At 37.8% G+C, this 13532-nt stretch carries 13 protein-coding genes; 7 read left to right on the top strand and 6 right to left on the bottom strand.

Annotated features, from left to right (window positions below; genetic code table 11):
• The first annotated feature begins 12 nt into the window (after positions 1-12).
• Genes NSQ89_RS20235 through NSQ89_RS20225 form a run of 3 tightly spaced genes read left to right on the top strand, consistent with a single transcriptional unit; the run spans position 13 to position 3647 of the window.
• The gene (locus NSQ89_RS20235; protein WP_061801096.1) at positions 13-1737 is read left to right on the top strand and encodes an ABC transporter permease; all 1725 of its coding nucleotides are present in this window, start codon (positions 13-15) and stop codon (positions 1735-1737) included.
• Positions 1730-2806, top strand: coding sequence for an ABC transporter ATP-binding protein (locus NSQ89_RS20230; RefSeq protein ID WP_328283232.1), 1077 nt, complete (start codon positions 1730-1732; stop codon positions 2804-2806). Before NSQ89_RS20235 ends, NSQ89_RS20230 begins: the two co-directional genes overlap by 8 nt.
• A gap of 16 nt (positions 2807-2822) precedes the next feature.
• A complete protein-coding gene (locus NSQ89_RS20225) occupies positions 2823-3647 on the top strand; it encodes a PHP domain-containing protein (protein WP_144546411.1) in 825 nt (274 codons plus the stop codon).
• A 48-nt stretch (positions 3648-3695) separates the two neighbouring features.
• Here the strand turns inward: NSQ89_RS20225 and splB are convergent, their stop codons facing one another.
• Both splB and NSQ89_RS20215 read right to left on the bottom strand, forming a co-directional pair.
• Entirely contained in the window at positions 3696-4724 is a 1029-nt protein-coding gene (gene splB, locus NSQ89_RS20220) for a spore photoproduct lyase (protein WP_047943361.1), read from the bottom strand.
• A complete protein-coding gene (locus NSQ89_RS20215; protein ID WP_016204006.1) occupies positions 4721-4984 on the bottom strand; it encodes a transcriptional regulator SplA in 264 nt (87 codons plus the stop codon). The genes splB and NSQ89_RS20215 overlap by 4 nt, the downstream gene beginning before the upstream one ends.
• A gap of 163 nt (positions 4985-5147) precedes the next feature.
• On the opposite strand from NSQ89_RS20215, the gene NSQ89_RS20210 reads away from it, so the two are divergent.
• Positions 5148-5513: a carboxymuconolactone decarboxylase family protein gene (locus NSQ89_RS20210; RefSeq protein ID WP_341133200.1), complete on the top strand. Its 366-nt coding sequence runs from the start codon at positions 5148-5150 to the stop codon at positions 5511-5513.
• Positions 5514-5553: 40 nt separating this feature from the next.
• Positions 5554-5982: a pyridoxamine 5'-phosphate oxidase family protein gene (locus NSQ89_RS20205; protein ID WP_047943364.1), complete on the top strand. Its 429-nt coding sequence runs from the start codon at positions 5554-5556 to the stop codon at positions 5980-5982.
• A gap of 26 nt (positions 5983-6008) precedes the next feature.
• On the opposite strand, the gene uvsE (NSQ89_RS20200) is transcribed toward NSQ89_RS20205, so the two are convergent.
• The 3 genes from uvsE (NSQ89_RS20200) to NSQ89_RS20190 all read right to left on the bottom strand — a co-directional run bounded on the left by uvsE (NSQ89_RS20200) (position 6009) and on the right by NSQ89_RS20190 (position 9756).
• The gene (gene uvsE / locus NSQ89_RS20200; RefSeq protein WP_341133199.1) at positions 6009-6974 is read right to left on the bottom strand and encodes a UV DNA damage repair endonuclease UvsE; all 966 of its coding nucleotides are present in this window, start codon (positions 6972-6974) and stop codon (positions 6009-6011) included.
• 43 nt (positions 6975-7017) lie between these two features.
• The gene (uvsE, locus tag NSQ89_RS20195; protein WP_144546415.1) at positions 7018-7971 is read right to left on the bottom strand and encodes a UV DNA damage repair endonuclease UvsE; all 954 of its coding nucleotides are present in this window, start codon (positions 7969-7971) and stop codon (positions 7018-7020) included.
• A 138-nt stretch (positions 7972-8109) separates the two neighbouring features.
• Positions 8110-9756 carry an ABC transporter substrate-binding protein gene (locus tag NSQ89_RS20190; protein WP_144546417.1) on the bottom strand — a complete coding sequence of 549 codons (1647 nt, stop codon included), beginning with the start codon at positions 9754-9756 and terminating at the stop codon, positions 8110-8112.
• Positions 9757-9853: 97 nt separating this feature from the next.
• On the opposite strand from NSQ89_RS20190, the gene NSQ89_RS20185 reads away from it, so the two are divergent.
• Positions 9854-11110, top strand: a complete 1257-nt coding sequence (locus NSQ89_RS20185) for an MDR family MFS transporter (RefSeq protein ID WP_144546420.1) — start codon at positions 9854-9856, stop codon at positions 11108-11110.
• A 62-nt stretch (positions 11111-11172) separates the two neighbouring features.
• On the opposite strand, the gene NSQ89_RS20180 is transcribed toward NSQ89_RS20185, so the two are convergent.
• Complete coding sequence (locus NSQ89_RS20180; protein ID WP_047943369.1) at positions 11173-12357, bottom strand: DUF4317 domain-containing protein; 1185 nt, start codon at positions 12355-12357, stop codon at positions 11173-11175.
• A 214-nt stretch (positions 12358-12571) separates the two neighbouring features.
• Between NSQ89_RS20180 and NSQ89_RS20175 the strand changes: the two genes are divergently transcribed.
• Complete coding sequence (locus NSQ89_RS20175) at positions 12572-13216, top strand: SDR family oxidoreductase (protein ID WP_095323137.1); 645 nt, start codon at positions 12572-12574, stop codon at positions 13214-13216.
• Positions 13217-13532: the final 316 nt, after the last annotated feature.

Raw genomic sequence — 13532 nt, 5'->3', positions numbered from 1 at the left:
GGAGTGGACATAATGAACTCATCTATTCAGAGCTCTGAAAGGAAGAAGGAAGCATTATTTCCGCTCTCCTTTTCTTATTTTTCCCGTAAGTGGTGGGGGATTCCTGGATTTCTGCTGCTTGTCTTTATCTTTTTACTTCCTGTTTGGCGTCTTGTCTGGCTGAGCATTTCCTCTGGAGAAGGAATTAGTCTGGAACTTTATCAGGAAGTAATGATAGAAAAGGCAACGTGGAAGACGATTCAAAACACTGTTATTATTACGGTCGCAAGCACATTGCTCTCCCTTATTTTAGGAGTAGGTCTTGCATTTATCATGGCATACTTGAATATCAGGACAAAAAAGTGGCTGCAATTACTCATCTTTTTACCTTTTTTGATACCATCGTATATCTCAACCCTTGCGTGGGTACAGTTTTTTGGAGGAAACGGCCCTATCCAATTTCTTTTCCATCAATCAGTTAATTTGTACAGTATGGGAGGAATCATTTTTGTTCTTGGGCTTTCCCATTATCCCCTTGTTTATTTGATGAGTGTGGAAGTATTTCGCAGGATACCAAGGGAACTGAAATATGCCGCCAATACTTCTGGGGCATCTGGGGGAGTTGTCTTTCGAAAGGTAATTTTTCCAATGGCGCTTCCGGGAATTGCGAGTGGTGGTATTCTTGCTTTTTTATCTAATATTGATAATTTTGGCATTCCGGCTTTTCTTGGTATACCAGCAAATATCCGCGTTTTGAGTACGTATATTTACGAACAGATTATTGGATATGGACCATCTGCCTTTGCAAGAGCTGCTGTTCTTTCCGTTATTCTTGGTGTAATTGCTTTACTTGGGACAGTCCTCCAATGGGCAATTATAAGAAAAAGCAATGTAAGTGAAACAGCAGCACGAGATATAGAGCCAAGGTATTTTCTCCCAAGGGGCTGGCGAAATGCAGTGGAAATAGTGCTCTGGATGTTCCTGTTGCTCACGACACTTTTACCATTAGTCGTTATGGCTTCTACATCCTTTATCAAGGCATATGGATTATCCCTTTCATGGGAAAATCTTACCTTAAAAAATTATTCGTATCTATTATTTGAGGATGCTAAAACGGGAGCTGCGATAGGAAATAGCGTAACGCTTGCCTTGGTAACCATGCTGATTTGTATGGTAATTGGAACCGTTATTGCCTATCTTCGTTTTAAAAAGCCATCTGTTTTGGTGAGGGTCTCAGAAATTATTGTAACTATTCCTTATGCTTTGCCAGGAACGGTATTTGCATTAGCGATTATCTTAATGTGGCTACAGCCGGTGCCAGGCTTTCAGCCAGGAGTTTATGGCACAATATGGATTTTGCTTATTGCTTATATCACTCGCTTTACGGTATTACAGATGCGGGGAAGCCTGACTGCCTTTTCGCAAATTGATTCTTCTATGGAGGAAGCAGCAAGAATTTCAGGGGCAAAAGCATTAGCAAAATGGAGAAGCATCCTTTTTCCCTTGCTAATGCCTGGTATATTAAGCGGCGCTGCTCTTGTGTTTCTGACTGCTCTCACAGAGCTGACTGTGTCCAGTTTATTATGGTCTAGCGGTTCTGAAACGGTAGGTGTTGTTATCTTTAGTTTTGAGCAAGCTGGATACACCACTTACTCAACGGCATTTTCCACTTTAATTGTGGGATCTGTATTGATCATGGGCATTCTATTTGTTTTATTAGAAAGAATCTGGAAGAAGAAGGTGATGAAGAGTGATTAGTATTGATGGGTTAAAAAAGAACTATGGAAGCTTTACAGCCTTAAATAATATTAACTTAGAATTGCTAAATGGTGAATTTATCGCTATTCTAGGTCCTTCTGGATGTGGAAAGACGACGTTATTACGGCTTTTGGCAGGGTTCATGAAACCGACAGAAGGAACGATTACGATAGATAATGAGTTAGCAGCAAGCTCTAGTAAACTCGTTCCACCTGAGAAAAGGAATATAAGTATGGTTTTTCAATCCTTTGCGTTATGGCCGCATATGACAGTAGAAGACCATATTCGCTTTCCTCTTAAGCATCATAGGTTTGGCAGAACAAATGGTAAAGAGGAGCAGGAGATTAGAGTTGGAGAAGCATTAGGAATGGTGGGCCTTACCGAATTGAAAACACGCTATCCGGCTGAACTTTCTGGAGGTCAAAAACAGCGAGTTGCTCTTGCTCGTGCTATCGTTCCAAAGCCGTCTCTTCTTTTGATGGATGAACCATTAAGTGCACTTGATGCGGAACTCCGTATGGAGATGAGAAGAGAGATTAGTAGGATTCACCGGAAGCTGGGAACGACCATTATTTATGTTACCCATGATCAAGGAGAAGCTTTGGCGATGGCTGATAGAATTGTTGTAATGAATAATGGAAGAATCGAGCAGATTGGTACTCCGGAAAGTATCTATAATAATCCCCAGTCGGTATTTGTTGCAACATTTGTTGGAAAGAGCAATCTGATCAAAGGAGAGTGGATTGGAGAGGATCGGTTTATTCCCGCAGAGTTTCCTAATGTTTCTTGGAAAGACATCGGAATTTCAAAGGAGATTAAATCCCAAAATCTTTACCCTGTTCGTCCTGAACAATGGAAGCTTGGCCAGGCAGAGCAAGACGAGATGACAGGAATCGTCCAGTTTGCCCAGTTTCAAGGGAATGAAATTCATTATAGCGTTCAAGTGGGGGAAGAGACAATTAATGTGTATGGATCTGTTTTTGAAAAACGATTTCTGCCAGGAGACGCTGTTTCCTTGAGGGTATATAGTGGAGTAGAGGAAAGAGCTGTGGTGGCAGGGAGCAGGTAGACTAGGAGGGAAAAGCATGATGGATTTGCATATACATTCCATCTATTCTGATGGTTTCTGGACACCACGAGAAATAGTAGAGGATAGTATCAAAAAAGGGTTGGAAATTATTGCGATAACGGATCATGATGTATTAACTGGGTATGAAGAAGCTTTATCTTATAGCAAGGAAGCATTAAAGGTTATCCCTGGGATTGAACTTAATACAGATGGTCCTCAAGGTGAATTGCATATATTAGGCTATCAATTTGATCCGCAGCATCCTAAATTAAAAGATCATGTCTCTTGGAGAGTGGAGGATAGAGTTCAATGGGGAAAAAGAATAGTGGAGAAATTAAGAAATCTTGGCTATGACATTTCTTTTCACAATTGCCTTGCTCGTGTTGGAAAGGGTGTACTTGTTCGAACCCATATTGCAGATGAACTAGTATCAGCAGGTTATTTTCAGAACAGTAAGGATGCATATGAACAGCTTTTAAAAAAAGGAAAGGCTGCTTTTGAAGAAAGAGGCAGTTTTTCCGCAGAGGATGCCATTAAACTAATCCACGAAGCTGGCGGTCTTGCATTTCTAGCTCATCCAGGCATCTATAAGCATGAATTTCAGCTTCAACAGTTAATTGATTATGGGTTAGATGGTATCGAAGTATATCATTCCAAACATTCCGATAAGGAACAAAACTATTGGGGGAGAATGGCAGAAGCATTTAATCTTCTTGTATCTGGAGGTAGTGACTTTCATGGTCCAGAATCGCGGAATCCTTTTCCGATTGGAAGTGTAGAGATACCGCATACTCAAAGACTACCATTGTTAGGCGGTACCAGAAGTTTAACGGAAAAATAATAATCAATGGAGAAAAAGGTCTCATACATAAAAGACCTTTTTCTTTTTTTACGTAAAATATTCTAGTTTAGCATCAGGGAAAAATTTTTTCATATAAGAATGCAGGTGATCCTTTATGTCTTCTTCTTCTTCTTTTTGATAAATATATTTTCCTATTCCATATTTCCCCCATTTATACCTGCGTTTTTCTTCATCTAGCTCTAATTTAGTCATTGGATAATTTTTTTGGATTACCCTTTTAGCAGGCTTTGTAAAGCGGTGCTGGATAAACTCAAATGTTAAATCCTTCTTTGCTTCTGGGGGCAGCTCAGCATCTAGGCGTTCAAACATATGCAGATAGCCTTCTTCCCATCCTTCATGGAGGTAAATGGGTGCCACGATAAATCCTAGGGGATATCCGGCTCTTGCGACTTTTCCAGCAGCCTCTATTCTCTTTTCCAAAGGAGAAGTCCCGGGCTCGAAGTTTTTGATGACGTAATCTGCATTGACACTAAAGCGAAAGCGGGTTTTTCCATTGTGCTTCGCATCAAGTAGGTGATCAACATGATGAAATTTTGTGACAAATCGCAGTTTGCCGTACTCTGATTCCCCGAAGTGTTCAATGGCACGTTTAAGCGTATGGGTTAAATGATCGATTCCAACGATATCAGATGTACAGGATGCTTCGAAACGTGTAAATTCTGGAGCACGTTCTTTCATATAGTTATCGGCAGCTTCTAAAATTTCCTCGACATTTACATAGGTGCGGATGTATGGCTTGCTTCCCATTGTAGTTTGCAAATAGCAATAATGACAATGTCCCATACAGCCGGTAGCAAAAGGTATGGCATATTCGGCAGAGGGCTTAGATGTATCAAATTTGAGTGTTTTGCGAATGCCGACAACAAGCGTTGACTTTGCCACTCGGTAACGTTGAAAATCATTGTCGCCAGGAAGATTTCTAACTTGATTATGGGAAGTGGTATAGCGAATCTCTATATCCATCTTCTTGAATTTCTCCAGCAGTTCTTTCCCTAATGGATACTCTAATGCTTCCGGTTCAAAATAGACAAGCTTTGGAGTGAAGGGTTTAATCATTCCAATCTCCCTTCTGAAACATCTCCATAGTAATAATAGTAGGCTTCTTGAGCTTCTGCTTCTGTAGCATATACAGCAACTTCGTTTGAGAGAGGGTAGTAATTCTCGTATAGAAATAAAGATAATTCATTAGAATCGTCTGGATTTTTTACAACAGCGGCTGCTTGGATATTCGCTACATCTTGGGTATGCGGGTTTCGGTAAAAAACATAGACGATGTCTCCAGCTTGATAGGCATGATTTTCATTATACAGTTCCATTCACTCACTTTCTACATTGAATATAATGCCATTTTTCCCTTCCCAATCACCAGTTATGTATCACTTTTTATGGAAGTTATGGGAAATGAATAAGGGATAATTAATTCGTTTGAAGTTTACTTATAATAAGTTTGATGTACAGCTTAATCAAAAAAAGGAGTGTTTGGAAATGGAAGCTAGCAATTCAATAGAATCTACCTTGTTGTCGTTTAAAAAGGGAATAGGTGATTTTACACAAAAAATGCCTGAGTTTGCAAGTAGATATAATGCTTTTACAGAAGCCTGCTTTGAAGAAGGTGCATTAACTCAAAGGCAAAAGCAATTAATTGCTTTAGGAATTAGCCTTCATGCTCAGGATGAGTATTGTATTATCTATCATACAAAGGGATGCTTAGATCAAGGGTGTTCCGAACAGGAAATTCTAGAAGCAGTATGCGTAACTGCTGCATTTGGCGGGGGAGCGACCATGAGCCAAGGAGTTACCCTTGTACAAGAATGCATTCAGGAATTGAATCGTTTAGAACATTAATAGCTGAAAAATAACAGTAATTATAGGAGCAAAGCAGAATATGGCAAATCAAAATTTAAAGAAACAAGTTATTAACATTATTTCAGGTCATCGAACAGGAGTATTTTCATCTGTGGAAAATAATAAACCCCATTCCCGGTATATGACATTCTACCATGAAGATTTAACTTTGTACTCGCCCACTCAAATGGATACAGAAAAGATGGATGAGATAGAAAAAAACCCTCATGTTTCTGTATTGTTAGGCTATGAAGAAAAAGGACAAAGCGATTCTTATGTTGAAATAGCTGGAACTTGCTCTATTAATAATTCTGAAACATTAAAAAAGCAGTTTTGGAACGAGTCATTTCAACAATGGTTTGAAGGCCCAATGGATCCAAATTATGTGTTCCTTCAAGTGCAGCCTGACGTTATTCGAATTTTAAATAGGAATGGCGAACCTGCACAAGAGTTAACACTAGGCAATTAATGAATTATTTTAGGCTCTTCTTTCCTTTACTTAAGACGGAAAGAAGAGCCATCAATCATTTCTACATTGTTTCTAATGCTCACTTCTTCTATTAACTTAAAAAGGGCCTCATCCTTCTTTTTAGCTTCTATCATGCAATCGATAACAGGAATGCTTCCTTTTATGCGGTTTAGGAAATCGAAAAACATACCTATATCAATATAATCGGCATGATGACGGAAATGCTTTTCATCTTTGGGACTCGAAATATGCATTTTAATTGGTAATGGAGATGTACTCCATGTTTGAAGAATGCGACTCCAGTTATCTTCCCAATTGGGATTATGATGATGGGCGAGATGGTGATGATAATCAAACACAAGCGGAATCCCTAATTTCTCGCATAAGTAAAGAGTATCTTCCAATGTGAAAGAGGTATCATCATTTTCAAGCATGATCATATTTTGAATAGAGTTTGGGACTAGCATCCAATTATCAATAAATTGTTCCAATGATTTCTCGGTATCCTTATAATTCCGCCCCACATGCATAACACAGCGATGAGTTGTATCAATCCCCATTCCTTTTAATAATAAATAGTGTAATCTTAAAGTTTTAATTGAGTTTTTCCATATATGTTTTTGATTGGAATTAAGGAGAACGAAGTGATCAGGATGAAAATCAATCCTAATCTGATGCTTTCTGGCAAATTCACCTATTTCTTTTAAAGGCTCTTTTAAAGGTTTCATATAATCCCAATCAAGAAGCTCTTCGTGATTGGCTAATGGAATCAGCCTGGAGGTAAGGCGGTAAAAATGGATATCGGAAGCAGCAGTATGTTTTAGGAGCCGAAGCGTATTATGGAGATTTTGCAAGGCGATTCGTTCCAGCTTACGAAAGCCTGCTTCCCGGTCATCTATTTTTTGAAACTGTTTAAATGTCATCGTCCTTGAAGGAGATGCATTTTTTACCATCATGCTCATTGCGACATATCCAAGTCGAACAATAGTCATCCATTACACCTCGTTGTTAGTATTCAAATGTAGAGAAACATTCCTACCATTCTATTGTTCCACCGGAAACTCTCTTTACTCCTCTAATAGAGGCAATGTCCTCGATAAGCTTAAACATAGCCAGATTTTTTTGTTTTGCTTCTATCATAACGTCGAAATCTTGATTAAGATTTTTAGCCAATTTTAAAAAGGGCTGTACAAAATCAAATGAGACAAAGTCAGCATGAGAACGGAAGGCCAGAGTGGATTTCGGGGAGGAAATATGGACTTTAGGAATCATTCTATGATTTTCCCACGTTCTAAAAATTCGCTCCAAATAAAGGGCTAAGTCAATATCTTCTTTATTGGCCATATGGTGATGATAATCAAGGATCATGGGAATGTTTTCCTGCTCACAGGTTATCAGTGTTTCTCTCACATTATATGTTTTATCATCATTTTCAAGGGTCATCTGGTTCTTAATTGCCATAGGAAGTTGCTGGATATTTTGCTGGAATCTCTGTAAAGAAGTCTCTTTATCACCATAGGCTCCACCAATATGAATATTAATAAGGCTATTATCAAGGGCATCCATAGCTTCTAGCATTTTATAATGGAAGGTCATATCTTTTATCGCATTTATGGTTACTTCTTCCCTAGGACTAGTAAAAAGCGTAAATTGGTTGGGGTGAAAACTAACCCGCAGCTTAAATTGTTTAACTAATTGGCCAAGTTCTCTCCACTGTTCCTGAAAAGGAGTTATGAAATCCCAGTTTACATCTGGATGCGTTGCTAAGGGGACTAACGAACTGGATAAGCGATACAATGGAATTTCATTGGCAGCATTATAATAGAGAATTCTTTTCGTATTTTTTAAATTTTGAGCTGTAACAGCTAATAGCTTTTCTGTAGCTTCCTGTTTAGGGAGTGCTGAATATCGGGAGAAGGTTAAAGCCTTTGAAGGACTTGCATCCCATAATCCTAGTGCATTAGCCACATAGCCAAAGCGAATCTTCATCTGTTTAGTTCCTTTCCATAGAGTCCAGTAGTTTCTCTTTTTATATTGCCTTATCTCCTGGAACTCTATGTGCTGTTTTTGCTTAGTTAATAAAACGATGCATAAAAAAATCCTGAGAATGTCTCTTTCCTATACCACTCATTCCTTCGGACGAACCCACACTTTTGAAAAATCTACATAGCCAAAATGGCTAATTTTAATATTGCTTATATCGGTTGAAAATGGAATATACCGCTTTTGATAATAAAGGGGAATCATAATCGATTGATTAATCAATTCTTTTTCGATTTCTAGATTTAAAGCTGTCCATTGTTCAAATGGTGTTTCCTTATATTTACCCATTAAGTTTGTAAGTGTTTCATTATTTGCTATCATTTGGGAAAGTGGGGAAAACCCATTCATTAAAAAGTGGTAAAAGGAAAAATCCTGATTGAATTCAAAAACTTCTCCATGTATGAAAAGATCTACGTTTAATGTCTCGGGATGCTTTGTTAATATATCAGCAAAGGAAAACCATTGAATATCTGTAGGGATATTTTCTTTTGCGAATATTTCTGCAAGCCATTGTGTAGTATTAGCAGTATGTCTGGCACCTCTTATCACAATTGGTTTAGAAAATATTGGCCGTTCTACTTCAGAAATAGTCAGCTGTTGATTTTGGCCGACTATTATACTCTTATCATTCGGTATTAGTCTTGGACTTAGGTTACCAATAGTATGACGGTTTTTAGCGATAATCCAATGAAGGTAATCTCTTACTTTCTTCTGTCTAATAGCAGAATCTCTACAGGAGTTCATTACGATAATACCAAACCCCGAGTCGCTTTCTACTTCGAAGGAGGAAGAGGTATTCTCCTCCATAGGAGAATGATAGATTCCTTTAAAATCCTCAGGCACTTGAATGAATTCTACTACATCAATTAATGGTCTTTCTCGAAAATGATCTTGAAAAGCAGTTAAAGTTGTCTGCTTATCACTGTTTTGTTGCAGGATAAAGTAACCAGTGCCCAATAGTTTTTCATTCGTCTCTCTATAGATGCTTGCACACATCATACTAAGCATAGGAAGGATATAGCTGCATCCATTGGGATGGAGAATATCGAGTATAAGTGGAGACTTTACTTCAATTCTTTCGACAGGTGTCCATAAATCTTTGTAATAAGCATGTGCCCGAAGCTTGTCAAGACATTCGGCCACATCATTTGCTGTCAGAACAGAACCGTCATGAAATTTAATGTCTTTTTTTAGATAGAGTCTTAATTTAGAAGGGGTGCTATCCCAACTATGGGCAATTTCAGGTAATACTTTCCCATCTTCTGTATGAGTGACAAGCCGATTAAACACATTTGCCACTAAATGCGCACTGAAGACATCTCCAGCCTCAAGCGGATGGACGGAATGGAAAGGATATCTTTTTGGTACGATTAATTTATCATTTGACTCTTGGACAAAGCCAAGTTTTGTGTGAAATTTATTCATTAATCTCATTTTACTGTTTGTGGACCAATCATACATTAAGTATTTGCTTGTTTGTTCTACTGGTTCCAGATCAAATCGCTTTAAAACTTCTTCCTCGTAAGAAGTTTCTACCTCTTTTTTCCATAACAAAGTTGAGATGTTTCCGCGTCCTCGTCCGGGTGTAAATGATAGCCAGCCTTCCTCCATCCATTTTTTTAAATAACGTGTTGTTTGTTTCGAGCTCAATTGCAAGGTTTCAGAAATTTCCTCCATTCGAATACTGCCAGAAGGATAATATCTCCAAAGTGTAAGTAATTTGTTATCCATTCTTTTTCCTCCTAAAAGGGGACATTGTTTTGTTAATTGTCTATTTTTAGAATTATTCGTCTAGTTTAATATACAGTAATAACAAGGGGGAGACAACATGAAATGGAAGGAATTACCGCGAAATATCAAAGTTAGGATGATTACCTCTTTCTTTAATCGGGCGGTATCATCAGCAGTTATGCCATTTATGGCTTTATTCTTTGCGCAGGAATTAAACAAAATTTGGGCGGGCTTATTTTTGATCACTACTGTGGTTATCGGATTTTTGATCAATTTAGTTGGAGGATATATTTCTGATCGCTTTCCGAGAAAAAAGGTTTTAATGATAACATCCTGGCTGAATGCATTCTTCTTTTTAATCATGACGATCAGTCTATTTCCGACCAATAAAATAATTGTATTGTTTGCTTTGGCATACGTTGGATTTATTATCACAAGCAGTCTAGGGCGACCAGCAATGCATGCGATTATTATTGATTCCACAACACCAGAAAATCGAAAAGCTATTTATGCGCTCGATTACTGGCTGATTAATTTATCGATGGCTATTGGGGCAGCACTTGGAGGACTTTTATATTTGAATCATCAGAAAGAATTATTCATCATGCTGACTTGCACATCTACATTGATTCCAATTGCCTACGGGGTTTGGCTGCAGGACAAGTTCACAGATCAGTTACAGAAAAAGCACAAGAATGTCTTGGTTGACTTAATCAGCAATTACAAAGTGGCATTTAAAGATACAGCCTTTGTAAAAGTGGTTACAGGCTCCACCTTTATTTTTGCAGCTGAATTTTCATTAAATAGTTATATTGGGATTCGCCTTGCTGAAACTTTTGAAGCAGTTCGTATTGGGAGTTTTGAAATTGTTGGGGTACGAATGCTAAGTATATTAAATATAGAAAATATGCTGCTCGTAGTCTGCTTTACTTTTATTATTAATCGGTTCACAGATAAGATGAATAAAAAGAATGCTTTAATAACAGGTCTTATTATATATGGAATTGGATATGTGACTGTTACTTCGGCAAATACGTGGTACATGCTCGTTTTATTTAATTTGATAGCAACGATGGGCGAATTAATTTATTCACCGATTCGAAATGCAGAGCAGGCGAATATGATTCCAAGCGATAAACGTGGATCATACTCTGCTTTTTCCAACCTATCATTTAGTGGAGCAGATTTAATTGCAAGAGCTAGTATTATTATCGGGGCATTCTTAATTCCAACAATGATGTCTGTCTACATCGGCTTCATTGTAATGGTGGGGACTATTCTTATTTATACAGGATTATTCGCGAAAACCATAAAAGTAAACAAGCTAGTCAATAAAGGCGTTAGTGGCGACTAGAGCAGTAAGTTCAAAATAGATATATTGGCTTCTTCTTTATAAAGAAGAAGCCTCTTTGAATCTTAGTCTTCTTCTGGACTTCCGCCGAAGGCTTCGGGAATCATTGTAAATCCTTCGATTACGGTGTCTTCTTCGACTTCAATCATCAAGTAGCGTTTGCCGCTAAATTCGATTTGCTTCACATATCTTAAGTCAGGAGGGCTGATGGCAATGTTAGCAATTTTGGTGCTGATCTTAATCGATTTTGACGTGAATTTTGGCAAGATATTACTTGCTTTTAATTCATATTTATCATCATCAATAATTTTTTTGAAGGCAAACTCGACTTTTTCTGGACTAATGTCCTCTACGCCGCTCATCTTTAAGACTTGTTCCACGTCTTTGGAGTCTAATTTTGGAACCTCTTCTTCTTCATTTTCGACAATCATTCGGTTAATTTCCTCATAAACATTGGAAAGAGTAGAGGTGCTCAATTGATCGCCAGTCACATCTTTAATGATTTCCTCAAACACAATTTTATCATCTTGAGCAGTCATCATTTCCTCGCCGTTGAGAACTTCTTCAATAAATTGATAATCTGGCTCATGGATCTTGCCGGCAGCATAGAGAATATGATTAACATCTGCTGCGTTATCTGTGAAGCTTGGGAAAAGAAATCCACCCATTGGCGCATTCAGATTAATAATGGGGTCAACAACAATATTGTATTTAAATTCTTTCTCTACATAGTCAAAAAGCAATTCTTTTTTCGGCTCTTGGGTGTTGTTGATACTGCATAAAATGAAAGGATGAGAGAAAACTGTATCTCGGTCACTTTCTTCAGACTCTTCACTGCGGCGCTTCTTTGGCTTTAAATACTCACCGCGAATAAATGTGATGACAATATCTTTGTCATATTGTCTGCTATTAAGCATCTTGTCTACCAGCAGCAGCATTTGCTCTTTCCAATCCTCTGTTTCAGAGCTAAGTAATCCTTTATGTAAAATAAGCTGACTATTATTTTCTGCCTCTCTTTGAAACTTTAATTCAAACAGCTTTTCATCCAAATTACCAGCAAGTAATTTCTTGAAATTATGTAAAAATAATTCTTGTTGATCTTGATCAAGCATGCCAAAGGGCTGACTTTGATAATGAAATATATCACTTGATTCTTTCATGACATAAACATTAAACATATCTGTTATTCTAAGTAGATCATTATTCATTTTGAATTGTTTTCGGATGTTTGCTATATCTTTTTTATTCATTTTAAGTTACACTCCTATGTTACTTTGAAAGTAAATGATGGATGTTTGATAAGCCTTAGACTTTGAGCTCTGTATTTACACTCAATTTAGTCATTCATCCATTCTATCATATTTGGTTTCCCTATTATAAGAAACAACATGTTCTTTTGTATTATTTGAAAAAGAAGCAATTGGATGAAATAATAGTAGAAAATGGATTAGAAAGGAGTTTGCTGTGAAAGTATTAGTGGTTGGAGCAAACGGGCAAATAGGTAAACAGCTTGTGACATTATTACATGAGAGTAATGAGTTTTCTGTTAGAGCATTGGTAAGAACAGCAGAACAGCAGAAAGCGTTTGACAAAATCGGAGTAGAAACTGCTTTAGGTAATTTGGAAGAAACGGTGGAACAGCTAGAGTCTGCAGTGAAAGGCTGTGATGCCGTCGTATTCACAGCAGGTTCAGGTGGGAAAACGGGGTATGATAAAACATTATTGATTGATCTAGATGGTGCTGTGAAAATGATGGAGGCAACAAAGCGTGCAGGGGTAGAACGGTTTGTAATGGTTAGTGCGTTGCAGGCACATCATCGAGAAAACTGGAGTGAACAAATTAAACCATATTATGTAGCAAAACACTATGCCGATCGTATTCTTATGGAGAGTGGATTAACCTACACCATTATTCGTCCGGGTGGATTAACAAATGATGCTGGCACTGGTTTGGTTACAGCTGCTGAGAATCTAGAAAGAGGAATGATTCCAAGAGAAGACGTAGCAGCGACAATCATGGCTTCTATAAAAGAAAAAAATGTGTTTAATAAATCATTTGATTTAGTTTCTGGTGAAACGGAAATGGAGAAAGCAGTGAAGAATTTATAAAGAGTCATTAGTGGAGCAGCGTTCTATGCAGCTTGTGGGTTTGGCTGAAAAGAGTGAAGTTTTGGCTGATAAATCAGAAGTTTGGCTGAAAAGAGTGAGTTTTTGGCTGATAAATCAGAAGTTTGGCTGAAAAGAGTGAAGTTTTGGCTGATAAATCGGAAGTTTGGCTGAAAAGAGTGAGTTTTTGGCTGATAAATCAGAAGTTTGGCTGAAAAGAGTGAAGTTTTGGCTGATAAATCAGAAGTTTGGCTGAAAAGCATTAATTTGGCATTGGAAACCTGCCAGTTTTAGCTGGAAAACCAAAAGTTAGCTCGGA

It is taken from the genome of Niallia sp. FSL R7-0648 (assembly GCF_038007005.1).
Lineage (GTDB): Bacteria > Bacillota > Bacilli > Bacillales > Cytobacillaceae > Niallia > Niallia circulans.
Note: the sequence above shows the minus strand (reverse complement) of the source record. Positions and strands in the feature narration are given on the sequence as shown.

What these genes read in the sequence shown, in the direction of transcription:
- NSQ89_RS20235 (WP_061801096.1), top strand. Translation starts at nt 13, where the DNA reads ATGAACTCATCTATTCAGAGCTCTGAAAGGAAGAAGGAAGCATTATTT.
- NSQ89_RS20225 (WP_144546411.1), top strand. Translation starts at nt 2,823, where the DNA reads ATGATGGATTTGCATATACATTCCATCTATTCTGATGGTTTCTGGACA.
- splB (WP_047943361.1), bottom strand. Translation starts at nt 4,724, where the DNA reads ATGATTAAACCCTTCACTCCAAAGCTTGTCTATTTTGAACCGGAAGCA.
- NSQ89_RS20215 (WP_016204006.1), bottom strand. Translation starts at nt 4,984, where the DNA reads ATGGAACTGTATAATGAAAATCATGCCTATCAAGCTGGAGACATCGTC.
- NSQ89_RS20205 (WP_047943364.1), top strand. Translation starts at nt 5,554, where the DNA reads ATGGCAAATCAAAATTTAAAGAAACAAGTTATTAACATTATTTCAGGT.
- uvsE (WP_341133199.1), bottom strand. Translation starts at nt 6,974, where the DNA reads ATGACTATTGTTCGACTTGGATATGTCGCAATGAGCATGATGGTAAAA.
- uvsE (WP_144546415.1), bottom strand. Translation starts at nt 7,971, where the DNA reads ATGAAGATTCGCTTTGGCTATGTGGCTAATGCACTAGGATTATGGGAT.
- NSQ89_RS20190 (WP_144546417.1), bottom strand. Translation starts at nt 9,756, where the DNA reads ATGGATAACAAATTACTTACACTTTGGAGATATTATCCTTCTGGCAGT.
- NSQ89_RS20185 (WP_144546420.1), top strand. Translation starts at nt 9,854, where the DNA reads ATGAAATGGAAGGAATTACCGCGAAATATCAAAGTTAGGATGATTACC.
- NSQ89_RS20180 (WP_047943369.1), bottom strand. Translation starts at nt 12,357, where the DNA reads ATGAATAAAAAAGATATAGCAAACATCCGAAAACAATTCAAAATGAAT.